Origin of the sequence: Micromonospora sp. NBRC 110038, assembly GCF_020884815.1 — a bacterium.
GTDB classification, from domain to species: domain Bacteria; phylum Actinomycetota; class Actinomycetes; order Mycobacteriales; family Micromonosporaceae; genus Micromonospora; species Micromonospora haikouensis.
In genome coordinates, this window is the sequence record NZ_BBOL01000001.1 from 720803 (window position 1) to 746282 (window position 25480).

The window sequence follows — 25480 nt, forward strand, 5'->3', positions numbered from 1 at the left end:
GGAGCGGTAGTAGGGTGCGTCTCTGCGCCGACGAGCCGGGAGCTTCCGTGACTGACAAGATTGCGATACTTGCAGGTATTGACAGCTATGCGCAGCGCTGGACCGCGTTGGATTGCAGCGTCCATGACGTCGAGGAACTGGCGGCGATCCTCGAAATGCCGGAGTATGGCTTTCGGGTCCGCACCCTCAAGAACGAACAGGCCACGAAGCCCGCGATCGTGCGCGAGTTGATCGAGGCGCGCAACTCGGGAGCAAAGACGGTGGTCTTCTACTTCTCCGGGCACGGCGCCGCCACCGAGTTCGGCACCTACCTGGTGTCACACGACAACGGGGACTTCGACGAGGGTGTGGAGCTGCGCAAGCTGGCGGAGATCCTCGGCTCCGCCGACAGCGACAGCCAGGCACTGATCATCCTGGACTGCTGCCACTCCGGTGCCGCCGCGAGCTTCGGGCCCTTGCCCTATCAGGTGCGCCTGCTGCACAACGCCGATGTGCAGCAGGCGTTCCGGCCGACCGCCCACTCCGTGGCGGTGGTCGCTGCCTGCACCGAGCAGCAGCTCGCCTGGGAGGAGCGGAACACCGGGCACGGCGTCTTCACCCACCACCTCCTCCAGGCGCTGCTCGGCGACGCGGTGGACCATCAGGGGCAGTTGACCGCCAACAGCCTCTACGATGTCGTCTCCCGGAACATGGCCGCCCTCGACGGGTTCGGTGAGGGCCGCCAGAAGCCGGTGTTCGCCGGCCACCTTTCCGGACGCTTGGTCCTCGCGTCGGGCCTGGAACCGGTGCTCCCGCCGCCGCTGCCGGACGAGGAGCTGCGACAGATCGAAGTCGAGGCGTCCGACCTGATCGAGGGCTACAACAGCTACAAGTCCCAGTTCGACACCACGTCCTGGCGGGACCAGGGGCATGAGTCGTGCAGCCGTCGACTGGAGAACATCGACAAGTGGTTCACCAAGCGACGGGCGACCCCGGGGCTGCTCACCCGGCCCGATTTCAAGAAGTCCATGGAGACGCTGCTCAGGTATCGCACGGAACTCGGCTACGTCGAGGCGGGGACGGTCATCGCCGAGGGTGAGCTGGAGGAGCGCATCGGCGAGGGGGGGTTCGGCGCGGTCTGGAAGGTGGTCGACAAGCACACCGGCAAGCGGGTGGCGTTCAAGCTCTATCACCCGCACGAGATGTACGACGCCGAGAAGTCCAGGCGTTTCGAGAACGGCTACGATGCCATGCGACTGCTGCGGCACCCGCAGGTCGTGGCCGTCCAGCGCTACAGCCGATGCCCGACCGGCTTTGTCATGGACTTTATCGATGGCCCCAACCTCCGCAAGCTCGAGCCGCACGCCTTCATGGAGCCGGCAGCGCTGATCCGCCTGCTGATCGGGATCGGAGAGACGATCCAGCACGCACACCAGAACGACGTGATCCACCGGGACATCAAGCCGGAGAACATCGTCTGCGAACACCAGGAGAACGGCTCGTTCCTGCCTTACCTCACCGACTTCGACCTCGCCTGGTTCAACACGCACACCCAGCGGGCGACGAAGACCGCGATGGGAGTGGTCTACTACGCGGCCCCGGAGCAGTTCTTTGCCTTCGACCCCAAGGCAGCCCTGGCGAAGACCCCGGCCCTTGACGTCTTCTCATTCGGTCAGCTCATGTTCTACTGCTTCACCGGTCGCGACCCGGACCCCGTCCGTCTCGACGTGAACCGCGAGACGCTGGAGGAGACGGCGATCCGCAAAGGGCTCGACAACACCAGCGTGCTGTCGCTCTGCGACCTCTATCAGCAGGCGACCCTCTGGGACCACACCACCCGGCTCCAGAACTTCGTTCCCGTGCTCAGCGAGCTGCGAGGCATCGAGGCGTCCCTGCTCCACACGTCCACGACGAAGATGTTCGACCGGGACGGGTTCGTGGCCGAGCTCATCGCGATGCTGTCCGGGCGGCCTGTCGTACCCGGGTCCATCTCCTCCTTCCTTTCCGCCGCTGGCACCTGGCGGGTGATGTTCGACTGGCAGGAAAAGGCGAGACGCAAACAGTACAAGCCGGTGTTGAACGCGCACTTCCAGCCGCAGGGCAAGATCGGCTTGGAGAACGTGCCCAACGATCAGATGCGCCGAACCCTCAACAAGCGGCTGGACGAGGCGCTGAAACGGCATTCTTCGCTGGCTATCCGGCGCGCGGGCCGGCACGGCACCTACGAGGTGTTCGTGGAGATTGCGCCCCGGCAGCTCGACCGGGAGGGAGTCAAGGCCTCTGCCGACATCATCAGCGAGTCTCTGGTCGCACTCAGCATCTGAGGCGGGCGGAGGAGCAAGCGGGAAGCCGAGGAGCGTCGGCTTCGGCGACGGGTCCTTCCCTGCGGCCGGCCCTTGGCCTCGCCCGGGGCCGTGGAGAGTGGACCGGCGGACCCGCTCAGGGGCCGCCGGTCCCGTTGCGCCCGGGGGCCGGCGGGGCGTCCGGGCAGGCGTCCCGCCACGCGTCCAGCTCGCGCCGCTTCTGGATGGAGGCGAAGCCGTAGCCGAGGGTGGTCACGCAGAACTCGTCGGGGTCGCCCGTGTATTCGACGTGGAACACCGGCTTGCCGGCGTCCGCGAACGGCAGCAGCTTCGCGCACTGGCGCAGCCGGACGCACTCCTCGTTGACGGCGAAGTCGAAGTCCGGCGCGAGGGCGGTCACCTGCGGCACGTCCCCGAGCAGGCCGGGGGACAACTCCAGTGAGCGGGCCAGGGCGGCGGCCCGCCGGTTGAACCGCAGCTGGTCGTCGAAGTCCAGGTCGAAGCCGGTCGGGTGGGCGTAGCCGTCGGCGTCGGCGAGGGCCACCGCCCCGAAGCCCTTGCCCCGGCACAGCCGTAGCCGGTCGGCCAGGATCGGCTCCAGCACGTCCCACCGCCGCACGTCCACCCACCGGGTGCCGGGCGACCGGCCGGCCGCGCCGCCGACCTCCGGCGGGTACCGGTCGGCGTCCGGGTCGGTCCGCGCGTACGCGCCGACGCCGACCTGGCAGACCAGCCGGCGGTCCCGGCCGCGCAGCGCCGCGGTCTCGGTGCTCGTGGTACGCACCGGGTCGAGCAGGAACACGTCCGCCTCGACCGTGGTGTCGAGCGGGCCGGTGAGCTGCCACTGCCAGCGCCAGTGCCGGGCCTGGCCGGGCGGCCACGGGGTGGGCGCGCCCGGCGGCGTCACCACGGCCCGGCAGCCGTACGCCGTCGTCAGCAGCGTCAGCGCGACGAGCAGGCGCAGCAGTCGGCGCGACGCGCGCCCGACGCGGGGCGACGGCGGCCCGATCCGCATCGGCAGCTCCGCAGGTCGCGGGCGGCGTCGAACCGCCCGGAGGCGGGTGCGCCCACCGGCCGCCCGCAGCGGACCGGCCGCCGGTCGCCCCGAGGCGGACCCGCCGCCCAGGGCACCGCCCCGGCGCGCCTCACCGGGTCAAACGAGCGTGGCCCCCGGGACGACTCGCCTCTCCCCGTCCCGGGGGCCACGCCCGGCCCGGGTCAGCGCGGCGTGCCGAAGTCCTGCGTCCAGTACGGCCCGTTGCTGTTGGCGATGCCGACGCCGATCTCGGTGAAGGAGCAGTTCAGGATGTTGGCGCGGTGCCCCGGGCTGTTCATCCAGGCGTCCATCACCGCGGCCGGGGTCTGCTGGTTCCACGCGACGTTCTCGCCGTACGCGCGCCAGGCGTAGCCGGCCCGGTCGAGCCGCTCGCCGACGTCGCTGCCGTCGCTGCCGTCGTGCGTCATCTTCCGGTGGTCGGCCTGGTCCTGGCTGTGCGCCTGGGCCGCCGCCATGAGCTTGTCGTCGATCTTCAGGGCGCCGCACCCGGCCTTGGCCCGCTCCGCGTTGACCAGGTCGACGACCTCCTGCGCCTGCGCGCTCACGCCCGGCGCGGCGGCGACGCGGGGCGTGGCGGGGGCGCTGCTGCGCTGGTTGCTCCGCGACGCGGCGGTGGTCCGGCTGGGCTTCGGGGTCGGCTTGGCGGTGCGGCTCGGCGACGGCGACGGGCTGGCGCTGGTCGGCGAGGCGCTCGGCGAGGGCGACGGCGACGGGCCGGCCGAGGTCGGGTCGGCCGGGTCGGCGGGCGCGGCGACCGGCGCGTCGGCCGCGGCCGGGTCGGTCCGTGGGGCGTCCCCGCCGGGCAGCACGAGGGCGCCGACCCCGAGGCTCACCACCAGGGTGGCCGCCGCGGCGGCGCCACCGATCAGCAGCGGGCGCGGGAGCCGCCGGGCGGGCCGGTGCCGCCCCTCGCCGCTGCCCGCGGCGGTGTCGGCGCGGCGGGCGGCGAGGTCGGCCGGCTGCGCGGCGGCCGGCGTGGCCGCGCCGACGGCCGGGCCGGCGACGACCGGGAGCGCCCGGGTGTGCTCGGCCGCCGGGGCCGGCTGGTCGGCCGGATACCACTGGTCGGAGGCCCGTTCCGGCGCGTGCCACCGATCGCCCGGTGGTTCCGGCGGCTGCCACTGTCCGCTCGGCTGTTCCGGGGAGTGCCACTGTCCGCTCGGCTGTTCCGGGGAGTGCCACTGACCGTTCGGCTGTTCCGGGGACTGCCACTGACCGTTCGGCTGTTCCGGGGAGTGCCACCGGGCGGTGGGCTCGCCCGCCCACGGCCGGTCGGCCGGCGGCGCAGGGGGCTGGTCGGTGTGCCGTTGGTCACTCGGCTGGTCCGGTTCGTCCCCGAACAGGTAGGTCGACCGGGGCGCCGGGCGGTCGGTCAGCCAGGCCGGCTCGTCGGCCGGGGGCTCCTGGCGCCATCGCGCGCCCTCCGGGTCGTTCGGGTCGGTCCAGCCGTACACGCCTGTCGCCTCCATGGGTCGGTTGCGGGCCGGGGTGACCGTACGGGCGCGCCGCAAGCTGCGGCAACGTGGCTAAGAAAGAGTTAAGACGAAAGCGGTTCGCGTGGGGTGAGTTCCGTTGTTCCCGGGCGTACAGTTAACGCGTCCGGACAGAGCGTGTCCGCGCCTTGTGGCAGCCACCGACAAGCGGCCCGGCCGACGTGAAGATGATCTACGGCCTGCGGTAACTTGACGAATGAGGGGTTGTCGGCTCAATATGTAGGTGTCGCCAGTCGCGCCCGGTCGTGCCCAGAATCGCTGGGAATGATAGCCGCGAACGAGTGGGCGCGCGTTGGTCCGGCCTTTCCGGCAGCGCATATCAAGGAGTCAGCATGGCGAAGGCCCTCTACGGCCACGTAGGTGCAGCGCCCGATCGGCGTCTGCTCGACGAGGTCACCCGACTGCGGTCCAGGGTTCAGGCTCTGGAGTTCGAGATCACGCGCCTGCGCGCCGAGAACGATCGGCTTGCGGCGGCTGCGGCGGAGGCGGACGACCTCCTCCGTCTGGCCGAGCCGGCGCTGACCTGATCTCCAGTAGGTCCGACAACTGAATCGCACCACGCAGAAATCGCGCGCCGACACTTATGTGCCGGCGCGCAGCCATGTCCGGGCAATTTCCCCGTACCATTTTCCGATCTTGGATAATTGATCAAGCTCCGCATCGGGTGAGCCGTCCGATCCGTGCCGGGAAACCCGGTACACGGCCTGCCGGCCGGCCGTCGACGCCGGCCCGGGGCGGGTCGCGTGCCCGAGTGCCGGCGAGACCGGGTTAGTCTGCGGGTTCACCAGGTCCGCGCAGCCCACGACGCTCGGCGGCCACCGGACGAGGATCGAGAAGGTGTATCTCAAGAGCCTGACGGTGAAGGGGTTCAAGTCCTTCGCCTCCGCGACGACGCTGAAGCTGGAGCCGGGGATCACCTGCGTGGTCGGCCCGAACGGCTCCGGCAAGTCCAACGTCGTCGACGCCATCGCCTGGGTGCTCGGCGAGCAGGGCGCCAAGGCGCTGCGCGGCGGCAAGATGGAGGACGTCATCTTCGCCGGCACCGCCGGGCGGGCCCCGCTGGGCCGGGCCGAGGTCACCCTCACCATCGACAACACCGACGGCGCGCTGCCCATCGAGTACACCGAGGTCTCCATCACCCGCCGGATGTTCCGCTCCGGCGAGAGCGAGTACGAGATCAACGGCGACTCCTGCCGCCTGCTCGACATCCAGGAGCTGCTGTCGGACTCCGGCATCGGCCGGGAGATGCACATCATCGTCGGCCAGGGCCGCCTCGACGGGATGCTGCACGCCAAGCCGGAGGACCGGCGGGCGTTCATCGAGGAGGCGGCCGGCGTCCTCAAGCACCGCAAGCGCAAGGAGAAGGCGCTGCGGAAGCTCGACGCGATGCAGACCAATCTCAACCGCCTGACCGACCTCACCGCCGAGCTGCGCCGCCAGCTCAAGCCGCTGGGCCGGCAGGCCGAGGTGGCCCGCCGGGCCGCCGCGATCCAGGCCAACCTGCGCGACGCCCGGCTGCGGCTGCTCGCCGACGACCTGCACACCCTGCGCGCCACCCTGGACCGGGAGATCGCCGACGAGAGCGCCGCGCGGGAGCGACGCCAGGAGGTCGAGGCGGAGCACACCGAGGTGCAGGGCCGGCTCGGCGAGCTGGAGGCCGCCCTCGCCGAGGACGCGCCGCTGCTCGCCGCCGCCCAGGACACCTGGTACAAGCTCTCCGCGCTCTCCGAGCGGTTCCGCTCCGTCGAGCAGCTCGCCCGCGAGCGGCTGCGCCACCTCACCGCCACGCCCGACGACGAGCGCCCCGGCCGCGACCCCGACCAGCTGGAGGCCGAGGCGGAGCGGGTCCGCGAGCAGGAGGAGGAGCTGCGCGGCGCGCTCACCGACGACCAGATCCGCCTCGCCGAGGCCGTCGAGCAGCGGCAGGAGCTGGAACGGCAGCTCGCCGCCGCCGAACGGGAGCTGGTCGCCGCCGCGAAGGCGATCGCCGACCGGCGCGAGGGGCTGGCCCGGCTCACCGGCCAGGTCAACTCCGCCCGCGCCCGCACCACCAGCGCGGGGGAGGAGATCGAGCGGCTCGCCGCCGCGCACGCCGACGCCCTCGCCCGCGCCGAGCAGGCGCAGGCCGACCTGGACGCCGTCGCCGAGCAGTCCACCGAGGCCGACCGGGACAACGCCGACCTCGACGACCGGCACGCCGAAGCCGTCGCCGCCCAGGAGCGGGCGCAGGCCGCCGCCCGGTCGCTCGCCGACGCGGAACGGGCCGCCGAGAAGGAAGCCGCCACGCAGAAGGCCCGCGAGGAGGCGCTCGCCATCGGCCTGCGCCGCAAGGACGGCGCGGGGGCGCTGCTGGCCCGCGCCGGCGAGGTGCCCGGCCTGCTCGGCAGCCTCGCCGGGCTGCTCACCGTCGCCCCCGGCCACTCCGCCGCGCTCGCCGCCGCGCTGGGCGGGCTCGCCGACGCGGTCGCGGTCACCGGCGTCGACGAGGCCGTCGAGGCGATGCGGCTGCTCAAGATCTCCGACGCCGGGCGGGCCGGCCTGCTCGTCGGCAGCCCCGCCGGGCCGGGCATGACCGGCGGCGCCGACGCCCTGCGCCCGAAGCTGCCCGCGCACGCCCGCTGGGCCCCCGACCTGGTCGAGTGCTCCGCCGAGCTGCGCCCCGCCGTGCACCGGGCGCTGCGCGACGTGGCCGTCGTCGACGACCTCGCCGCCGCCGCCGAACTGGTCGCCGACAACCCGGAGCTGCGCGCGGTCACCCCCGACGGCGACGTCGTCGGGGCGTACGCGGCGGCCGGCGGGTCGGCGAAGGCGCCCAGCTTCATCGAGGTGCAGGCCGCCGTCGAGGAGGCCCGGGGCAACCGGCTCGCCGCCGAGCGCACCGCCGCCGAGCTGCGCGAGCAACTCGTCGAGGCGCGCGCCGAGGTCGCCGCCGCCAAGGAGGCCGTGCAGCACGCCGCCGCCGCGAAGCGGGAGGCCGAGAGCCACCGCAACGCCGCCGCCCGCCGCCTGGCGGAGCTGGGCGCCGCCGCCCGGTCGGCAAAGGCGGAGACCGACCGGCTCGGCGAGTCCCGCGCCCGCGCCGAGGCGGCCCGGGAACGGGACCTCGTCGCCCTGGCCGAGCTGGAGGAGCGGCTGCGGCTGGCCGAGGCCACCCCGATCGACGCCGAGCCGTCCACGGACGAACGCGACCAGCTCGCCGCGATGGTGCCGCAGGCCCGGCAGAACGAGATGGAGGTCCGGCTCGCCGTGCGTACCGCCGAGGAGCGCGTCTCCTCGATCGCCGGCCGGGCCGACTCGCTGCGCCGGCAGGCCGCCGCCGAGCGGGCCGCGCGGGAACGCGCGGCGGCCCGGCGCGCGGCGCGCGCCCGGGGCGCGAACATCGCCCGCGCGGTGGCCGGCGGCGCCCGCGAGGCGCTGGCCCGGCTCGCCGTGTCGATCGCGCGGGCCGAGGAGCACCGCGACGCCGTGGCGCGCGAGCGGGCCGCCCGCGAGGCCGAGCTGTCCGAGGTACGCGGCGCGGCGAAGCGCCTCGGCGCGGAGCTGGAGCGGCTGACCAGCCAGGTGCACCGGGACGAGGTGGCCCGCGCCGAGCAGCGGCTGCGCATCGAGCAGCTGGAGGCCAAGGCCGCCGAGGACTTCGGCCTCGACGTGGAGACGCTGCTCGCCGAGTACGGCCCGACGCAGCCCGTACCCCCGACCCAGGCCGACGTGGCGGCGGCCGAACGGGACGGGCTGCCCGTGCCCGAGCCGGTCCGCTACGAGCGGCCGGTGCAGGAGAAGCGGGCCGCGAAGGCGGAACGCGAGCTGGCCCTGCTCGGCAAGGTCAACCCCCTGGCGCTGGAGGAGTTCGCCGCGCTGGAGGAGCGCTACAAGTTCCTTTCCGAGCAGTTGGAGGACCTCAAGGCCACCCGCCGGGACCTGCTGACCGTGGTCAAGGACGTCGACGAGCGCATCCTGGAGGTCTTCGCCAGCGCGTTCGCCGACACCGCGCGGGAGTTCGAGCAGGTCTTCACGGTGCTCTTCCCCGGCGGCGAGGGGCGGCTGATCCTCACCGACCCCGAGGACCTGCTCACCACCGGCGTGGAGGTGGAGGCCCGGCCGCCCGGCAAGAAGATCAAGCGGCTGTCGCTGCTCTCCGGCGGCGAGCGGTCGCTGACCGCCGTGGCGATGCTGGTGGCGATCTTCCGGGCCCGGCCCAGCCCGTTCTACATCATGGACGAGGTCGAGGCGGCCCTCGACGACGTCAACCTGGGCAGGTTGATCACGCTGCTGGCACAGTTGCGGGAGAAGAGTCAGCTGATCGTCATCACGCACCAGAAGCGGACGATGGAGATCGCCGACGCCCTCTACGGGGTGACCATGCGCAGCGGGGTCACCCAGGTGATCAGCCAGCGGCTCAACCGGGCCGAGGGTGAGCAGGGGCCGCCCGCCCGCGCCGCCGTCGACGGCGGCGTCGGCCGGGACGGCGACGACGAGCGGCACGGCCGCGGCGAGGAGAAACAGTAGTGGCTCGGGAACGCGCGACGGCGCTCCTGGTGGATCTCGACGGGGTGCTGCGGCGCTGGGACCCGGCGGTCGCCGCCGGCGTGGAACGGGACTACGGCCTCGCCGAGGGGGTGCTCACCGAGATCGCCATGCACTGGGGACGCCTCCAGCCGGTGCTCACCGGCCAGGTCAGCCACGCCGACTGGGTCGACAGCGTCGCCGACGCGCTGGCCGACTCGGCCGGTGGCGAGCAGCGCGCCCGCGCCGCCGTGGAGCAGTGGCAGCGCTACCGGGGCGAGGTCGACTCCGACGTGCTGGCGTTCGTGCGCGAGGTGCGGGCGGCCGGCGTACGGGTCGGGCTCGGCACCAACGGCACCGACCTGCTCGACACCGATCTCGCCGCGCTGGGCCTGACCGACGAGCTGGATGTGGTGGTCAACTCCTCCGTCGTCGGGGTGCACAAGCCGGCGAAGGAATACTTCCAGGCCGCCTGCGCGGCGCTGGACACCCCGCCGGCCCGGGTGCTGTTCGTCGACGACGAGGACTGGGCGATCCGGGGCGCGCGGGCGGCCGGGCTGTCGGCGTACCGGTGGGACGGGCCGTCGGGGCTGCGCTACCTGCGGGCGGCCCTGGCGTACTGAGCGGTCGTCCCGGGGCCGGCCGGCCCGCCGGCCCCGGGACCGTCACTCGCCGGTGACGCCGTCGATGCGCTCCCGGATCAGGTCGGCGTGGCCGTTGTGCCGGGCGTACTCCTCGATCATGTGCAGGTAGACCCAGCGCAGGCTGAACGTGCGCTGCTTGGGGCCGACCTCGGTGAACGTCTCGTCGAGGGAGCGGCCCGCCGCGGCGGCGCGGGCGAGGCCGACCTCCCGGTGGTAGACGGCGAGGTCGGCCTCGGCGTCGGCGGTGCTGACGTCGTGGTCGGCGTCGGGGTTCTCCGGCGTGAAGTACGGGTAGTCGACGTGCTGCCCGGCGAAGCACTCCCGGAACCACCACGCCTCCACCTCGGCCAGGTGCCGCACCAGGCCGAGCAGGCTCAGCCCGGACGGCTCGACGCTGGGCGTGCGCAACTGCTCGGCGGTCAGCCCGGCGCACTTGAGCAGCAGGGTCTGCCGGTGGTAGTCCAGCCAGCCGTCGAGCATGGTGCGCTCGTCGCCGACGAACGGGGCGTCGCTGCGGGTGATCTGCGGTGCTCTCCAGGTCATCCGCCCATCCTGGCGGGTGCCCCCGACAGTGGGCCACCGCATTGCGCGCCCGCCGCCTGCCGCGGGTGTCAGGAAGGGGCCCTTCCTATACAGAAAGCGTTGACAGGGGCCCTTCCTTGCCCCTCAGTCGAGGGCGTCGTTGAAGCGGCGCAGCAGGCGGCCGAAGTCCTCCACGTCCCGTCTCGACCAGCTCTCCACTATGCGCCGGAACATGGCCAGCCGGGTCGCCCGGGCGGCGTCGAACCGGCGCTGCCCCTCCTCGGTCAGGGTGAGCCGCCACGCCCGGCGGTCCTCCGGCTCGGGCTCCCGGCGCACCAGCCCGAGCGCCTCCAGGCCGTTGATCTGCCGGCTGAGCGTCCCCTTGCTGATCCCGAGCCGGGCCGACAGGTCGGTCAGCCGGGTCGCGTCCGACCGGCGCAGCCACAGCAGCAGCCCGTACGCGTTCTGGTCCAGGTCGGGGTGCACCTCGCGGGCGACCTCGAAGGAGAGCGAGCGGCCCCGGCGCAGCAGCGCGGTCAACTCGTGCTCGACGAACCGCAGGATCTCCGGGGAATGATCGTCCACGCCGCAAGGGTACGGGCGCGCCGGGCTCAGCCCTCGGAGGCGAGCCGCCTTCGGAACACCGTTCGCAGGTGCCCGTCGCCGGTGGTGCCCTCGATGGTCACGTCGGCGGTGCGCCCGGTGTGGGCGAGGGTGGCCACCGCGTTGCCGAAGTACGGGCCGGCCAGCTTGCGCCAGCGCACGCTCGGGCGGCGTACCCCGGCGCAGCGGGCCAGCGCGCGGGTGGCCCCGGCCGGCCCCGGCGACCAGCCCAGCCGCATCAGCGGGCGCATCGCCGCCGGCACCTGGTTGTGGATCGGCGAGCAGGTGAGCTGGTGCACGGGGGTGTGCACCGCCGGGTCGGGGAAACGGGCCCGGGCCACGTACGAGTGGTGCACGTCGCCCGACAGCACGCTGATCGACGCCGGCGGCGGGTACGCCGGCCCCGCGCCGACCCGGTCGCCGGTGTGCCCGGCCGGGCCGCTGCCCAGCCGGGCGAAGAGCGCGCCGAGGGCGTCGAAGGAGCGGCGGAACGCCGCCCAGTGCTCCAGGTCGAGCGCCCGGCGCAGCCGCTCGGCGAACCCGGCCACCCAGCGGTGCCGGGAGTCGGCGAGCTTCTCGTTCCACGCCTCCACGTGGTGGATGCCCGGCGGCAGCAGCCAGGGCAGCGACGCGCCGACGACGAGGTGGTCGTAGACGCCGTGCGCCCGGTCGAGGAACCAGGACCACTCGCCGGGCGGCAGCATCGCCCGGTTGCCCCGCTCCAGCACCCGGCTGCACCGGTTGTCGAGCATCACCAGCCGCGTGCGCCCCAGGTCCAGGGCGTAGCTCCACTGGTACTGCACCGCGCGCCAGCGTTCGGTGTCGTGCGCCTCGTCGGCCTCCCTGTCGACCCGGGCGCCGAACTCGCGCAGCACCTCGGTGGCGTCCGACGCGGCGGCGGTGACCTTCCGGTAGACGGGGTCGGCGGCGATCTCGTCGGGGTCGAGGTTGCCCAGGTGCTGGTAGACCCAGTAGGAGGCCAGGCCGCTGCCGATCCGCTCGGCCCACCAGGGCTGGGCGCGCATGTCGTCGCGCCACGACGCGGAGGTGTTCCAGTCGTCGATCACCTCGTGGTCGTCGAAGATCATCACGCTGGGCACGGTCGAGAACAGCCAGCGGATCTCCGGGTCGCGCCACGACTCCAGGTAGAGCTTGGTGTATTCGTCGAAGCTGACCACCTGCGTCGCCGGGGCGCCCTCCGGCCGCCTGCGCCGCCGCTTGAGCAGCCGCCGCACCGTCGGCGAGGTCTCGTCGGCGTAGACCTGGTCGCCGAGCAGCACCAGCAGGTCGGGCTGGGCGTCGGCCCGGCCCGGGTCGGCCATCAACCGCCGGGCGTACGCGTCGAGCGCGTCCGGGGGCAGCTTGCGGGCGGTCGAGTGCTGGGTGGTCTCCCGGCAGGAGCCGAAGACCAGGCGCACCGGCTGGTCCCGGTCGTCGGCGGCGCGGGTGCGGATCACGCTGGGCGGGAAGGCGGACCGGGGCACCGGCCAGGCGAGCTCGTCGTCGACCAGCACCTCGTACGTCGTGGCGCTGTCCGGGGTGAGCCCCTCGACGACGACGAGCGCGTAGTGGTGGTCGTACGCGGAGAAGGTGGTCGCGGTCCCCTCGGCGCCGTCGGCCGTGCGGACCCGGACCGTCGCGGGCGCGCTGGTCTCCACCCAGACGGTGGCCCGCGTGCCGACGACCCGGCGCAGCAGCGGGCCGATGAGCAGGCGGGGAGCCGGCATGGGGAACCTCCAGGGGACGAGACGATCTCATCATTTCTACCCGGTCGGCCGTCGCGCCACCCCTGGCCGCCGCGAGCGTACCCGCAGCTCGCACCCCCGTCGGTAGCGGTGGCTGGGACGTCGTCGCCGGCATCTGACAGGATTTCGGCATGACGGAATACCTCCTCATCGCGCTCGCCCTGCTCGGCGTGCTGATCCTCGGCGGCCTCGGGCTGGTGGTGCCGCGGCTGCGCCGGCGCCCGCAACCGCCGCTGCCGGAGACGGAGGTGGACACCCGGGCCGGGCAGGACCTCGCCGGGCCGCCCGTCGAGGCGCCGGAGGCGGACCTCGCCACGGGGATCCTGGTCGAGCCCCCGCCCGTGGTGGAGGCGCCGCCCGCCGTCGAGGTGCCCGAGCCGACCGCCGGCCGGCTGGTCCGGCTGCGGTCCCGGCTGTCCCGCTCGCAGAACGCCTTCGGCAAGGGCCTGCTCGGCCTGCTCAGCCGGGACCGGCTCGACGAGGACACCTGGGAGGAGATCGAGGACAGCCTGATCACCGCCGACGTCGGCATCGACTCGACCCGGGAGATCGTCGACCGGCTGCGGGAGCGGACCCGGGTGCTGGGCACCCGCACCGTCGACGAGCTGCGCGCCCTGCTCGCCGCCGAGCTGGTCAACGCCCTCGACCCGGCCCTGGACCGGTCGCTGCGCACCGCGCCGTCCGACGGGGTGCCGGCGGTGGTGCTGGTCGTCGGCGTCAACGGGGCCGGCAAGACCACCACCTGCGGCAAGATCGCCCGGGTGTTGGTCGCCGACGGCCGCAGCGTGCTGCTCGGCGCGGCCGACACGTTCCGCGCCGCCGCCGCCGACCAGCTGGAGACGTGGGGCGGCCGGGTCGGCGCGGAGACCGTCCGCGGCCCGGAGGCCGCCGACCCGGCCAGCGTGGCGTTCGACGCGGTGAAGCGCGGCATCGACACCGGCGTCGACACGGTGCTGATCGACACCGCCGGCCGGTTGCAGAACAAGGTCGGCCTCATGGACGAGTTGGGCAAGGTCAAGCGGGTCGTGGAGAAGCACGGGCCGATCGACGAGACCCTGCTGGTGCTCGACGCCACCACCGGCCAGAACGGCCTGGAGCAGGCCCGGGTCTTCACCGAGGTGGTCAACGTGACCGGTGTGGTGCTGACCAAGCTCGACGGCACCGCCAAGGGCGGCATCGTGATCGCCGTGCAGCGCAAGCTCGGCATCCCCGTCAAGCTGGTCGGGCTCGGCGAGGGCAAGGACGACCTCGCCCCGTTCGACCCGGCGCAGTTCGTCGATGCGCTGCTCGGCACCGAGCCGCTCGCCCGCGACGCGTAACCTCGCAGTGACCAGTGACGATCGCGCCTACGCCGGGTGGCGCGAGGACCGCCACCCCGCGCCGGGCCTCGGGAGACCGTACGTGACTTCGCAGGAGATCCCGCTGCACGGCGGGAACGTCAGCACCGTCGTCCGGGTCGGCGACACCGTCCGGCGCAACGCCGGCCCGTGGACGCCGTCCGTGCACGCCCTGCTGCGCCACCTGGAGTACGTCGGGTTCACCGGCGCGCCCCGGGCGCTCGGCATGGACGAGCGCAACCGGGAGGTCCTGTCGTACCTGGAGGGGGAGTGCGGGGAATACCCGCTGGCCCCGCACTGGGTCACCGACGAGGCGCTGGTGACGGTCGCCACCATGCTGCGGATGTTCCACGACGCCCAGTACGGTTTCGCCCCGCCGCCCGGGGCGGTGTGGCGCTCGTTCGGCCCGCCGCCGCCGGACACCGAGGTGATCTGCCACCACGACGCCGCCCCGCACAACGTGATCTGGCGGCCGGACGGCACGCTCGGGCTGATCGACTTCGACCTCGCCTCGCCGGGCGCGCGGATCTACGACGTGGCGTACGCGGCGTGGACCTGGGTGCCGATCTTCTCCGACCGGGACTCGATCACCCTCGGCTGGCGGCACCCGGACCGGCCGCGCCGGCTGCGGCTGTTCGCCGACGCGTACGGGCTGATCCCGCGCGACCGGCACCGGCTGGTGCGCACGATCCGCAAGCGCGTCGTGGACCACGTGGAGGGGATCCGCCGGATGGCCGCCGCGGGTGAGCCGGCGTTCGTCCGGATCGTGCACAAGGGTCACCTCCGTCGCCCGATGCGCGACCTGCGCCTGTTGGACTACGAACGGCACGCGTTGGAGTACGCGCTGCGGTGAGCCCCGCCCCGTCCGGCGGTGGTGAGGTTTTCTTCACACGTCCGAAACACAGCGTCACGGGCTGGAAATCGCGTGGTGACGCTGAAGGAAACAGGAGGCGACCAAGCTTCCGCGCAACCGGCGTACGGGCGACGCTGCCCCGGAAGCCGCGAAGGAGGGAACTTCACCTTTAGGAGGCCAGCGTGCCTGAAGCACCGACGATCGACGGCGGCAACACCGTTTGGCTGCTGGTTTCGACCGCGCTCGTGCTGCTCATGACGCCCGGACTGGCGCTGTTCTACGGCGGGCTCAACCGGGCCAAGGGCGTGCTCAACATGATGATGATGAGCTTCTCCGCCATTGGGCTCATCTCTGTTCTGTGGTGGTTCTACGGTTTCAGCGTCGCCTTCGGGACCGACGTGAACGGCTTCTGGGGCGACCCGGGGGCGTACCTCGGCACCAAGACCTTCCTGGCCGAGACCGACCTGTGGGGCGCCACGGCGGAGAACCCCAGCGGCATCGGGGTCCCGCTCTACGTGTTCATGGCGTTCCAGATGGTCTTCGCGGTGATCACCGTCGCGCTGATCAGCGGCGCGATCTCCGACCGGGCCAAGTTCGGCGGCTGGCTGCTGTTCGCCTTCGGGTGGGCCACGCTGGTCTACTTCCCGGTCGCCCACTGGGTGTGGGGCGGCGGCATCATCGGCGGTGACATCCACGCGCTGGACTTCGCCGGTGGCACCGCCGTGCACATCAACGCCGGTGCGGCGGCCCTGGCCGTGGCGCTGGTGCTCGGCAAGCGGCTCGGCTGGCCCCGCGAGGGCATGAAGCCGCACAACATCCCGCTGGTCGCGCTCGGCGCGGGCCTGCTCTGGTTCGGCTGGTTCGGGTTCAACGCCGGCTCGGAGCTGACCGTCGACTCGGTCGCCGGCCTCGCCTTCATCAACACCCAGCTCGCCACCGCCGCGGCGGTGCTCGGCTGGCTCGCGGTGGAGTGGATCAAGGACAAGAAGCCGACCATGGTCGGTGCGTCCTCCGGCGCGGTCGCCGGTCTGGTCGCCATCACCCCGGCCTGTGGCTTCATCGCCCCGTGGGCCGCGGTCCTGCTCGGCATCGTCGCCGGTGCGGTCTGCGCGCTCGCCATCGCCCTGAAGTACAAGCTCGGCTACGACGACTCCCTCGACGTGGTCGGCGTGCACTTCGTCGGTGGCTGGATCGGCTCGCTCTGGCTCGGCCTGTTCGCCACCAACTCGGTCAACTCCGCGATCACCGACGTGGTCGGCGCCTCCGACGGCCTGTTCTACGGCGGCGGGGTCACCCAGCTCGGCCGCCAGGCCATCGCCGGCCTGATCGTGACGGTCTGGTCCTTCGGGATCGCCTGGCTGCTCGCCTTCGCGATCGAGAAGACGATCGGCTTCCGCCTCAAGCCCGAGGCCGAGGTCGAGGGCATCGACCTCGCCGAGCACGCCGAGAGCGGTTACGACCTCTCCGTGGCCGGTGGCAGCGGCGGCGGCAGCGCGTTCGCGCTCGCCGGGATCGGGACGCCGGCGGGCGCCGCCGGCACCAAGCCGGCCTCGGACGAGTCCGAGCCGGTCAGCGAGAAGGTCGCCGGTTAACGTTCCTGGGATGGAGGGGTTGGACATGAAGCTGGTGACCGCGGTCATCAAGCCGTACCAGCTGGACGCGGTGAAGGAGGCCCTGCACGCCCTCGGCGTGGCCGGGCTGACCGTCAGCGAGGTCCAGGGCTACGGCCGGCAGAAGGGGCACACCGAGGTCTACCGGGGTGCCGAGTACACGGTCGAGTTCCTGCCGAAGATCCGGGTCGAGGTGCTCACCGACGAGATCGACGTCGAGAAGATCGTCGACGCGATCGTGGGTGCCGCCCGGACCGGCAAGATCGGCGACGGCAAGGTGTGGGTGACCGGCGTCGAGGACGTCGTGCGGGTCCGCACCGGCGAACGCGGCCTGGACGCCCTCTAGGCCGGCACGACCAGATGACCTCGTTGATCAAGGGGAACGCGTCGGGCAACGCCGGCGACGGCGACGGCGACGCGAACCTCTTGATCAACGAGGTCGTCGGCGTACCCGGGGGGATCGGGGAGGCGGCGCGCAGGGCGCGGGCCGCCGCGTTCGAGCGGTGGCTGGTGCCGCTGCTGCCGGACCGGCCCGGCGTCGCGCTGGTCGCCGTGGGCGGGCTCGGGCGGCGGCAGTGCGCCCCGTACGGCGACCTCGACCTGGTGCTCGTGCACGCCGGGGTGCCCGGCATGGACGAGCTGGCCCCCCAGCTGTGGTATCCGATCTGGGACGCCGGCCTGCGGCTCGACCACTCGGTGCGGACCCTGGCCGAGGCCCTGTCCGTGGCCCAGGACGACGTGAAGGTCGCCCTCGGCCTGCTCGACGCCCGGTACGTCGCCGGCGACCGGGAACTCGCCGACACCCTGGCCCGCACCGCCGCCGACCACTGGCGGCGCACCGCCGTCCGGCAGCTCCCCGCCCTGCGGGAGATCACCGAGGCCCGCTGGCAGGCCCACGGCGAGCTGGCCTTCCTGCTCGAAGGCGACCTCAAGGAGGCGGCCGGCGGGCTGCGCGACGTGGGCATCCTGCGCGCCATCGCCACCGCCGGCATCACCGATGCGCTGCGCCCCGCCGTCCGGGCCGCCCACCTGCGCCTGCTCGACACCCGCGACGCCCTGCACGAGCAGGCCGGCCGCCGCGTCGACCGGCTGGTCGCCCAGGAACGCGACGGCGTCGCCGCCCGGCTGGGCCTGCGTCAGCCGGCGGGCGACGCCGCCTCCGGGGCCGTGGCCCCGCACGACGGCGACGTGCTGCTGCGCCGCGTCGCCGGGGACGCCCGCACCGTCAGCCACGCCCTCGACGACGCCTGGCGGGCCGCCGACCGGCTGCGTTCCCGCCGCCGGGGGTCCGACCCCCGCCCGGTGCGCCGCCCGGTCGCCCGGGACGTCGTCGAGCACGACGGTGAACTGGTGCTGGCCCGCACCGCCATCGGCGCGCGCCCTGACCCGAGCCTGTCCCTGCGGATGGCCGCCGCCGCGGCCACCACGCGGCTGCCCATCGCCCGCGCCACCTGCGAGTGGCTGGCCGCCTACTGCCCGCCGCTGCCGTCGCCCTGGCCGCCGGACGCCCGCGCCGCCCTCATCACCCTGCTCGGCGCGGGGCCCGGCCTCGTCCCCGCCTGGGAGACCTGCGACCGGTACGGGCTGATCGACGGCTGGCTGCCCGAGTGGACCCGGCTGCGCAGCCTGCCCCAGCACAACCCCGTGCACCGCTACACCCTCGACCGGCACCTGGTGCAGACCGCGTACGAGGCGAGCCGGCACACCCGCGACGTGGACCGGCCGGACCTGCTGCTGCTCGGCGCGTTCCTGCACGACATCGGCAAGGGGCTGCCCGGGGACCACAGCACCGCCGGCGCGCCGCTGGCCGAGGCCGTGGCGGCCCGGATCGGCCTGCCCGGGCCGGAGGTGGCGCTCATCGGCACGCTGGTCCGGCTGCACCTGCTCCTGCCCGACGTGGCCACCCGCCGTGACCTGTCCGACCCGGTGACCATCGCCCGGGTCGCCGAGGCCGTCGGCGACGGCACCACCCTCGACCTGCTGCACGCCCTGGTCCGCGCCGACGCGGCGGCCACCGGCCCGGCCGCCTGGTCGGACTGGAAGGGCCGCCTCGTCGCCGAACTCGTCGCCCGGGTCCGCACCGCGCTGGACACCGGCGTGCTGCCCGCCCCGCCCGCCCCCGACCCGGCGCTGCTCGACGGGCCGCTGCCGGTCGTACACCTGACGGGGGACCGGGTGGCGGTGGCCGCGGCGGACCGGCGCGGCCTGCTCGCGACGGTGGCCGGGTGCCTGGCCCTGCACCGGCTGGAGGTGCTCTCCGCCGACGCCTCCACCGTCGACGGCCGGGCCCTGGTGGAGTGCCGGGTGCAGCCCCGCTACGGCCTGCCGCCCGACCCGATCGCCCTCGGCGGCGACCTGCGCCGGGCGGTCGCCGGGGACGTCTCGGTCACCCAGCGGCTGCGCGGCCGGGCGCTCGCCGCGCGCGGCTCCGGCGCGGCCCCCCGGGTCGTGTGGCACCGGGACGCAGCCACCGACGCGGTGCTGCTGGAGCTGCGCGCCGCCGACGCGGCCGGCCTGCTCTACCGGGTGACCTGCGCCCTCGACGAGGCCGGCGCGCAGGTGCGCGCGGCCCGGATCTCCACCCTCGGTGGGGACGTGGTGGACGCGTTCTACCTGGTGGGCGGCTGGCCGGCGGACGACGAGCGGGCCCGTCTGGAGGCCGCGGTCCTCGCCGCCGTGTGAGGAGGGGCCCCTTGTTGACGCTTTCGGTATTGGAAGGGCCCCTGTTGACCACCGCCGCCGGGAGCACGGGTGCCGGGCGGGCCGGAGCGCGGGTGCGGCCGGCGGGCTACCCTAGCCATGGCCGGACACCTGCGCCCGGTCGCGTTGTGCCCGCCGAAACACTGACAAACGGGATGTTCGCGTGTTTGACACCTTGAGTGACCGCCTCTCCGGGATCTTCACCAAGCTCCGCGGCAAGGGCCGGCTCACGGACGCCGACATCGACGCCACGGCGCGCGAGATCCGCCTGGCGCTGCTGGAGGCCGACGTCGCCCTGCCGGTGGTCAAGGGCTTCATCGCGAACGTCAAGGAGCGGGCGCGCGGCGCGGAGGTCTCCCAGGCGCTCAACCCGGCCCAGCAGATCGTCAAGATCGTCAACGAGGAGCTGATCAACGTCCTCGGCGGCGAGGGACGGCGACTCCAGTTCGCCAAGCAGCCGCCGACGGTGATCATGCTCGCCGGCCTCCAGGGCTCCGGCAAGACCACCCTGGCCGGCAAGCTGGCCCGCTGGCTCAAGGCCCAGGGCCACCAGCCGCTGCTGGTCGCCGCCGACCTCCAGCGCCCCAACGCCGTCGGGCAGCTCCAGGTGCTCGGCGGCCGGGCCGGCGTCGAGGTGTACGCCCCGGAGCCCGGCAACGGCACCGGCGACCCCGTGCAGGTGGCCCGCGCCTCGATCGAGCACGCGAAGCGGGCCGCCCGGGACATCGTCATCGTCGACACCGCCGGCCGGCTCGGCATCGACGCCGAGATGATGCGGCAGGCCGCCGACATCCGCGACGCGGTCGACCCCGACGAGGTCATCTTCGTCATCGACGCGATGGTCGGTCAGGACGCCGTCCGCACCGCCGAGGCGTTCCGCGACGGCGTCGGCATCACCGGCGTGGTGCTGTCGAAGCTCGACGGCGACGCCCGGGGCGGCGCCGCGCTGTCGGTGCGCGAGGTGACCGGGCAGCCGATCCTGTTCGCCTCCACCGGCGAGAAGCTGGAGGACTTCGACGTCTTCCACCCCGACCGGATGGCCAGCCGGATCCTCGGCATGGGCGACGTCCTCACTCTGATCGAGCAGGCCGAGGCGGCCTTCGACTCCGATCAGAAGGAGAAGATGACCGCCAAGCTGATGGGCGGCGAGCAGTTCACCCTGGAGGACTTCCTCGACCAGCTCATCGCGGTGCGCCGGATGGGCCCGATCGCCAACGTGCTGGCCATGATGCCCGGCATGGGGCAGATGAAGGACCAGCTCGCCGAGCTGGACGACAAGCACTTCGACCGGGTCACCGCGATCATCCGGTCGATGACCCCGGCCGAGCGGACCAACCCGAAGATCATCAACGGCTCGCGTCGGGCCCGCATCGCCAACGGCTCCGGCGTCACCGTGATGGACGTCAACCAGCTGCTCAACCGCTTCGCCGACGCGCAGAAGATGATGAAGCAGATGGGCGGCATGATGGGCCTGCCCGGCGGCGGCCGGCGCAAGGCGACCAAGTCGCCGAAGAACAAGCGCAAGGGCACCAAGGGCGGCAACCGGCCGCGTACCGGGGCGGGCGCGGGCATGCCGGGCGGCTTCCCGGGCGGCATGCCCCAGCTCCCGCCGGGCCTGGACCCGGGCGACCTGGCCGGCGGCCAGGGCCTGCCCCCGGGCTTCAAGCTCCCGAAGATCGACTTCAACAAGCTCGGCAAGGGCGACAACCGGCCCCGCTGACGCGTGTCGGTGACGGTGGGCGACGGCTTCGACGCTTAGGGTGGTCGTCGCCCCCTGGGAGGAGATGTCATGACCGCAGCGCCCATCCTGCCCGAACGGCACGAGTGGACGGTCGACGACCTCGGCGACCTGCCGAAGGACCTTCCGTACGAACTGATCAACGGAAGGTTGATCGTGCCGTCACCGACTGCCCTGCACCAAGAGCTGTGCGTGGAGCTGCTGCTCACGCTTCGAGTCAACTGCCCGCCGGAGTACCTGGTGAGCTTCGACCTGTCGATGCGGGTCGACCGTCGCAACGAGCCGCGCCCCGACGTCGTCGTCATCCGCCGCCGGCACGCCGACCGCTCGCCCGTCCCCGTCGAGGACGCGCTGCTCGCCGTGGAGGTCGTCTCGCCGACCTCCACCTTCCGCGACATGTACGACAAGGCGAAGGTCTACGCGCACGCCGGGGTCCGGTCGTACTGGGTGGTGGACCCGCTCCAGGAGCGCGTCACGCTGACCGAGTACACGCTCGCCGCCGGTGGCCGCGAGTACGAGCAGGTCACCCACACCGAGGACCTCTTCGTCACGGAGCTGCCGTGGAAGGTCTCCGTCGACCTGCCGGCCCTGACCGTCCGTCGGGACGGGCTGCTCGCCACGGACGGGGAGTGATCCGGTAGGACTGTGCGCATGGCTCTGCATGTGCGCGGTGTGCTCCTGCCCGACGACGAGGTCCGGGACCTGTGGCTGGTCGGCGACCGGGTCACCTTCGACCCGGTGCCCGGCGCGGAGACGGTCGTCGACGGCGGTTTCGTGCTCCCCGGGCTGACCGACGCCCACTGTCACCTCGGCATCGCCCGGGGCGGCGCCCCAATCACCTCCCTCGACCAGGCCCGCGCGGCGGCCCACGTCGACGTCGACGCCGGGGTCCTCGCCATCCGGGACGCGGGCTCGCCGTACCCGTACCCCGAGCTCGACGACGACCCGGGGCTGCCGCGACTGGCCCGCGCGGGCCGGCACGTCGCCCCGCCGCGCCGCTACCTGCGCGACATCGGGGTCGAGGTCGACGCGCCGCAGGTGGCCGCCACCGTCGCCGCACAGGCCGCCGCCGGCAACGGCTGGGTCAAGCTGGTCGGCGACTGGATCGACCGGGGCGCCGGCGACCTCGCGCCGGCCTGGGACGCCGACACGATGACCGCCGCCGTCGCCGCCGCGCACGCCGCCGGGGCCCGGGCGGCGGTGCACACGTTCTCCGAGGCGGGCGTCGAGATCATGGTGCGGGCCGGGGTGGACTCCGTCGAGCACGGCACCGGGCTGAGCCTCGACCTCATCGACCTGATGGCCCGGCAGGGCACCGCCCTGGTCCCCACGATGATCAACATCCGGACCTTCGGCGGGATCGCCGAGCAGGCCCGCGCGAAGTTCCCCGGGTACGCCGACCACATGCTCGCCCTGCGCGACCGCTTCCCCGAGGTGGTCCGGTCGGCGTACGAGGCGGGGGTGCCGATCTACGTCGGCACGGACGCGGGCGGCGGCATCGACCACGGGCTGGCCGCCGAGGAGATGCTGCTGCTGCACTCGCAGGCCGGCATGCCGGCGGTGGACGTCCTCGCCGCCGCCTCCTGGCGGGCCCGGGAGTGGCTCGGCTTCCCCGGCCTGGTCGAGGGCGGCCTCGCCGACCTCACGGTCTATCCGACCGACCCCCGCCGCGACCTGAGCGTGGTGCGCACCCCGAGCCGCATCGTCCTGCGCGGCCGGGTCCTGCGCTGACTGTGAGGCTGGCCGCGCGGCGGCGGGGGTCAGGGGAGCGGGGCGAAGAGGCGGGTGGCCAGGGTGGCGAGGGCGTCGGCGGTCTGCTCGACGGGGGAGCGGGGCAGCACGATGTGGCTGACCACCAGCCGGACGACGGTGTCGGCGGCGAACGCCAGCGCGGCCGGGTCGGCGGCGGGCAGGTGGCCGGCGGCCCACTCCAGCAGCACGGCGGTCGACTCGGTGAGCACCAGCTCGGCGCGCGTCGTCAGGTAGGGCAGCAGCTCGTCCGACCCGCCCCGGGCGCTGGTCAGGATCGCCTTGATCAGCGGGTTGTCGGCCGCCGCCGCGAGGGTGTGCGCGATCGCCGCGTACGCCGCCGCCCGCAGGTCGTCGCCGTGCTCGTCGAGGCGGGCCCGCACGTCGGTGACGAACCGGTCCACCTCGCGCCGGGCCAGCGCCTCGGCCAGCCCCGCCTTGGTGCCGAACTCGTTGTAGACCGTCTGCCGGCTCACCCCGGCCGCCGCGGCGACCCCGCCCATCCGCACGCCGTCCCAGCCCCCGGCGATCGTCTGCGTCCGGGCGGCGTCGACGATGCTGTCCCGCAGCCGCTGCCGGGCGGCGTCCCTCACTTCACCCATGGTGGTCGAAGTCTACGGCCGGCTTGGTGGTGTCGTGGCCCGCGCGGCCGACCGTCCCTACCGTCCGTCACGCTCTCCTGGCCGCACATGACGTCCTGCGCCCTTTGCTCTGCACCCACCGACGCAACACCCTGTCCCGACAGGCTGAAAGCAGAATGCGGCGGGGGAGGTGCGCGAGGTCGTCCTGCGCTGCGTAGACCGTTGCGTATGTGGGTGCAGAGCAAAGGGTGCACTGATCGGTGGTGGACACCGGGGCGTACGACGAGGCGGTGCTGCCGGTGGGTGGGACTGTGCCGCGTCACGGGCCACGAACGAGCCCTGTCGTGCCGGGTGACGATCCAGTCCCAGCGGGACGGCGCGGGGCGGTAGCGCGCCCGATGACGGCGTCGCGGGGCGGGGCGCATAGGATGTGCGGTCATGGCACGCGTGCTCACTCCCCGTGCGGAGGACTTTCCCCGCTGGTACCAGGACCTGATCGCCAAGGCGAAGCTGGCCGACAACGGCCCGGTCCGGGGGACCATGGTCATCCGACCGGCCGGCTACGCCATCTGGGAGCGGATGCAGGCCGAGATGGACGCCCGGATCAAGGCGGCCGGCGCGGAGAACGCGTACTTCCCGCTGTTCATCCCGGAGAGCTACCTCAAGCGCGAGGCCGAGCACGTCGAGGGCTTCTCGCCGGAGCTGGCGGTGGTCACCCACGGCGGCGGCAAGCAGCTCGCCGAGCCGGTGGTGGTGCGCCCCACCAGCGAGACGGTGATCGGCGAGTTCATGGCCAAGTGGATCGACTCCTACCGGGACCTGCCGCTGCTGCTCAACCAATGGGCGAACGTGGTCCGCTGGGAGCTTCGCCCGCGCATCTTCCTGCGCACCAGCGAGTTCCTCTGGCAGGAGGGGCACACCGCCCACGCCACCCGGGAAGACGCCCGCGCGTACGCCCGCAAGATCCTGCACGAGGCGTACGAGGACCTGATGGTCAACGTGCTCGGCATCCCGGTCGTGGTGGGCCTCAAGACCGCCCGGGAGCGCTTCGCCGGGGCCACCGCCACGTACACGTGCGAGGGCATGATGGGCGACGGCAAGGCCCTCCAGCTCGGCACGAGCCACGAGCTGGGGCAGAACTTCGCCAAGGCGTTCGACATCAGCTACTCCTCGGCCGAGGGCGGCCGGGAGCACGCGTGGACGACGTCCTGGGGCACCTCCACCCGGATGCTCGGCGGCCTGATCATGGCCCACGGCGACGACAACGGCCTGCGGGTCCCGCCGAAGCTGGCGCCCGTGCAGGCGTACGTGATGATCGTCAAGGACGGCGAGGGCGTCGGCGAGGCGGCGGCCAAGCTGCGCGACGGCCTGCGCGACGCCGGGGTCCGGGTCGCGCTCGACGACCGCACGGACACCGCGTTCGGCCGCCGGGCCGTCGACGCCGAGCTGCGCGGCTATCCGGTACGCGTCGAGGTCGGCCCCCGCGACCTGGCCGCCGGCAACGCGGTCGTGGTCCGGCGCACGGACGGCTCGAAGTCCCCGACCCCGGTCGCCGACGTGGTCGGCGCGGTGCTGGCCGCCCTGGAGGCCGACCAGCGCGCCCTGCACGACCAGGCCCTGGCCCACCGCCAGTCCCGCACCGTGGAGGTGGCCACGCTCGCCGAGGCGATCGAGGCGGCCGCCACCGGCTGGGCCCGCGTGCCGTGGTCGGCGGTCGGCGTGGCCGGCGAGGCCGAGGCGAACGGCCAGGGCGTGACGGTGCGCTGCCTGCTGCGCGCCGACGGCTCCGTCCCGGACTCGGAGGACGAGCCGGACCTGGTCGCGATCCTGGCCCGCGCCTACTGACCCACCGCTTCCGCCGAGGGGCGGCCGGCACCCGCCGGCCGCCCCTCGGCGCGTCCCGGGCCGGCGGGCCGGCGTCACCCGGGCGCGGGGGCGCGCGTTGGTCCGGTCGGGATGCCGACTCGTCGAGCGGGCCACGAGGCGACGGATCGGTCGCTATCATCGGGCAGGCGAGTGGCGGTCGACGATGGACGGTCACCCCGGCACAGGTTCGGTTGCCA

At 73.4% G+C, this 25480-nt stretch carries 19 protein-coding genes; 13 read left to right on the forward strand and 6 right to left on the reverse strand.

What is annotated here, in order from left to right; all coding sequences use genetic code 11:
* The first annotated feature begins 47 nt into the window (after positions 1-47).
* On the forward strand, positions 48-2303 hold the full coding sequence (locus LPU61_RS03090) for a caspase family protein (protein ID WP_229404037.1): 2256 nt from the start codon (positions 48-50) through the stop codon (positions 2301-2303).
* Between the two features lie 115 nt (positions 2304-2418).
* Here the strand turns inward: LPU61_RS03090 and LPU61_RS03095 are convergent, their stop codons facing one another.
* Together LPU61_RS03095 and LPU61_RS03100 are read right to left on the reverse strand one after the other, a co-directional pair.
* Positions 2419-3297, reverse strand: a complete 879-nt coding sequence (locus LPU61_RS03095) for an endo alpha-1,4 polygalactosaminidase (protein WP_229404038.1) — start codon at positions 3295-3297, stop codon at positions 2419-2421.
* A gap of 203 nt (positions 3298-3500) precedes the next feature.
* Positions 3501-4808, reverse strand: a complete 1308-nt coding sequence (locus LPU61_RS03100) for a CAP domain-containing protein (protein ID WP_229404553.1) — start codon at positions 4806-4808, stop codon at positions 3501-3503.
* Between the two features lie 356 nt (positions 4809-5164).
* Here LPU61_RS03100 and LPU61_RS03105 point away from each other — a divergent pair, with 356 nt between their 5' ends.
* The 3 genes from LPU61_RS03105 to LPU61_RS03115 all read left to right on the forward strand — a co-directional run bounded on the left by LPU61_RS03105 (position 5165) and on the right by LPU61_RS03115 (position 9958).
* A complete protein-coding gene (locus LPU61_RS03105) occupies positions 5165-5359 on the forward strand; it encodes a hypothetical protein (protein WP_036374707.1) in 195 nt (64 codons plus the stop codon).
* A gap of 310 nt (positions 5360-5669) precedes the next feature.
* A complete protein-coding gene (gene smc, locus LPU61_RS03110; RefSeq protein ID WP_229404040.1) occupies positions 5670-9338 on the forward strand; it encodes a chromosome segregation protein SMC in 3669 nt (1222 codons plus the stop codon).
* A complete protein-coding gene (locus LPU61_RS03115; protein WP_229404042.1) occupies positions 9338-9958 on the forward strand; it encodes an HAD family hydrolase in 621 nt (206 codons plus the stop codon). Before smc ends, LPU61_RS03115 begins: the two co-directional genes overlap by 1 nt.
* A gap of 42 nt (positions 9959-10000) precedes the next feature.
* On the opposite strand, the gene LPU61_RS03120 is transcribed toward LPU61_RS03115, so the two are convergent.
* From LPU61_RS03120 to LPU61_RS03130, 3 genes are all read right to left on the reverse strand, one after another.
* On the reverse strand, positions 10001-10522 hold the full coding sequence (locus LPU61_RS03120; RefSeq protein WP_229404044.1) for a DinB family protein: 522 nt from the start codon (positions 10520-10522) through the stop codon (positions 10001-10003).
* 123 nt (positions 10523-10645) lie between these two features.
* Positions 10646-11086, reverse strand: coding sequence for a MarR family winged helix-turn-helix transcriptional regulator (locus LPU61_RS03125; RefSeq protein ID WP_052503669.1), 441 nt, complete (start codon positions 11084-11086; stop codon positions 10646-10648).
* Positions 11087-11112: 26 nt separating this feature from the next.
* Positions 11113-12831 carry an alkaline phosphatase D family protein gene (locus tag LPU61_RS03130; protein ID WP_229404046.1) on the reverse strand — a complete coding sequence of 573 codons (1719 nt, stop codon included), beginning with the start codon at positions 12829-12831 and terminating at the stop codon, positions 11113-11115.
* Positions 12832-12980: 149 nt separating this feature from the next.
* Here LPU61_RS03130 and ftsY point away from each other — a divergent pair, with 149 nt between their 5' ends.
* The 8 genes from ftsY (at position 12981) to LPU61_RS03170 (ending at position 22818) form a co-directional block, all read left to right on the forward strand.
* A complete protein-coding gene (gene ftsY / locus LPU61_RS03135) occupies positions 12981-14168 on the forward strand; it encodes a signal recognition particle-docking protein FtsY (RefSeq protein ID WP_043962323.1) in 1188 nt (395 codons plus the stop codon).
* Entirely contained in the window at positions 14128-15039 is a 912-nt protein-coding gene (locus LPU61_RS03140; protein ID WP_229404048.1) for an aminoglycoside phosphotransferase family protein, read from the forward strand. The genes ftsY and LPU61_RS03140 overlap by 41 nt, the downstream gene beginning before the upstream one ends.
* 182 nt (positions 15040-15221) lie before the next feature.
* Positions 15222-16631, forward strand: a complete 1410-nt coding sequence (locus LPU61_RS03145) for an ammonium transporter (protein ID WP_043962325.1) — start codon at positions 15222-15224, stop codon at positions 16629-16631.
* A gap of 25 nt (positions 16632-16656) precedes the next feature.
* A complete protein-coding gene (locus LPU61_RS03150; protein WP_176734061.1) occupies positions 16657-16995 on the forward strand; it encodes a P-II family nitrogen regulator in 339 nt (112 codons plus the stop codon).
* Between the two features lie 14 nt (positions 16996-17009).
* Positions 17010-19331, forward strand: coding sequence for a [protein-PII] uridylyltransferase (locus tag LPU61_RS03155; protein ID WP_229404050.1), 2322 nt, complete (start codon positions 17010-17012; stop codon positions 19329-19331).
* 181 nt (positions 19332-19512) lie between these two features.
* Positions 19513-21069 (forward strand): signal recognition particle protein, encoded by a 1557-nt coding sequence (gene ffh, locus LPU61_RS03160; protein ID WP_043962327.1) that lies wholly within the window; start codon positions 19513-19515, stop codon positions 21067-21069.
* A 69-nt stretch (positions 21070-21138) separates the two neighbouring features.
* Positions 21139-21720, forward strand: coding sequence for a Uma2 family endonuclease (locus LPU61_RS03165; protein WP_229404052.1), 582 nt, complete (start codon positions 21139-21141; stop codon positions 21718-21720).
* Positions 21721-21738: 18 nt separating this feature from the next.
* Entirely contained in the window at positions 21739-22818 is a 1080-nt protein-coding gene (locus tag LPU61_RS03170; protein WP_229404055.1) for an amidohydrolase family protein, read from the forward strand.
* 29 nt (positions 22819-22847) lie between these two features.
* Here LPU61_RS03170 and LPU61_RS03175 read toward each other — a convergent pair whose 3' ends face one another.
* Positions 22848-23438 (reverse strand): TetR/AcrR family transcriptional regulator, encoded by a 591-nt coding sequence (locus LPU61_RS03175; protein ID WP_043962331.1) that lies wholly within the window; start codon positions 23436-23438, stop codon positions 22848-22850.
* Positions 23439-23855: 417 nt separating this feature from the next.
* Here LPU61_RS03175 and proS point away from each other — a divergent pair, with 417 nt between their 5' ends.
* On the forward strand, positions 23856-25262 hold the full coding sequence (gene proS / locus LPU61_RS03180; protein ID WP_229404056.1) for a proline--tRNA ligase: 1407 nt from the start codon (positions 23856-23858) through the stop codon (positions 25260-25262).
* Positions 25263-25480: the final 218 nt, after the last annotated feature.

Bases quoted from the DNA above. Each gene is read 5' to 3' on its own strand.
- LPU61_RS03095 (WP_229404038.1), bottom strand. From the start codon at position 3,297: ATGCGGATCGGGCCGCCGTCGCCCCGCGTCGGGCGCGCGTCGCGCCGA.
- LPU61_RS03100 (WP_229404553.1), bottom strand. From the start codon at position 4,808: ATGGAGGCGACAGGCGTGTACGGCTGGACCGACCCGAACGACCCGGAG.
- LPU61_RS03105 (WP_036374707.1), top strand. From the start codon at position 5,165: ATGGCGAAGGCCCTCTACGGCCACGTAGGTGCAGCGCCCGATCGGCGT.
- LPU61_RS03120 (WP_229404044.1), bottom strand. From the start codon at position 10,522: ATGACCTGGAGAGCACCGCAGATCACCCGCAGCGACGCCCCGTTCGTC.
- LPU61_RS03130 (WP_229404046.1), bottom strand. From the start codon at position 12,831: ATGCCGGCTCCCCGCCTGCTCATCGGCCCGCTGCTGCGCCGGGTCGTC.
- ftsY (WP_043962323.1), top strand. From the start codon at position 12,981: ATGACGGAATACCTCCTCATCGCGCTCGCCCTGCTCGGCGTGCTGATC.
- LPU61_RS03140 (WP_229404048.1), top strand. From the start codon at position 14,128: ATGCGCTGCTCGGCACCGAGCCGCTCGCCCGCGACGCGTAACCTCGCA.
- LPU61_RS03150 (WP_176734061.1), top strand. From the start codon at position 16,657: ATGAAGCTGGTGACCGCGGTCATCAAGCCGTACCAGCTGGACGCGGTG.
- LPU61_RS03155 (WP_229404050.1), top strand. From the start codon at position 17,010: ATGACCTCGTTGATCAAGGGGAACGCGTCGGGCAACGCCGGCGACGGC.
- LPU61_RS03165 (WP_229404052.1), top strand. From the start codon at position 21,139: ATGACCGCAGCGCCCATCCTGCCCGAACGGCACGAGTGGACGGTCGAC.
- LPU61_RS03170 (WP_229404055.1), top strand. From the start codon at position 21,739: ATGGCTCTGCATGTGCGCGGTGTGCTCCTGCCCGACGACGAGGTCCGG.
- LPU61_RS03175 (WP_043962331.1), bottom strand. From the start codon at position 23,438: ATGGGTGAAGTGAGGGACGCCGCCCGGCAGCGGCTGCGGGACAGCATC.
- proS (WP_229404056.1), top strand. From the start codon at position 23,856: ATGGCACGCGTGCTCACTCCCCGTGCGGAGGACTTTCCCCGCTGGTAC.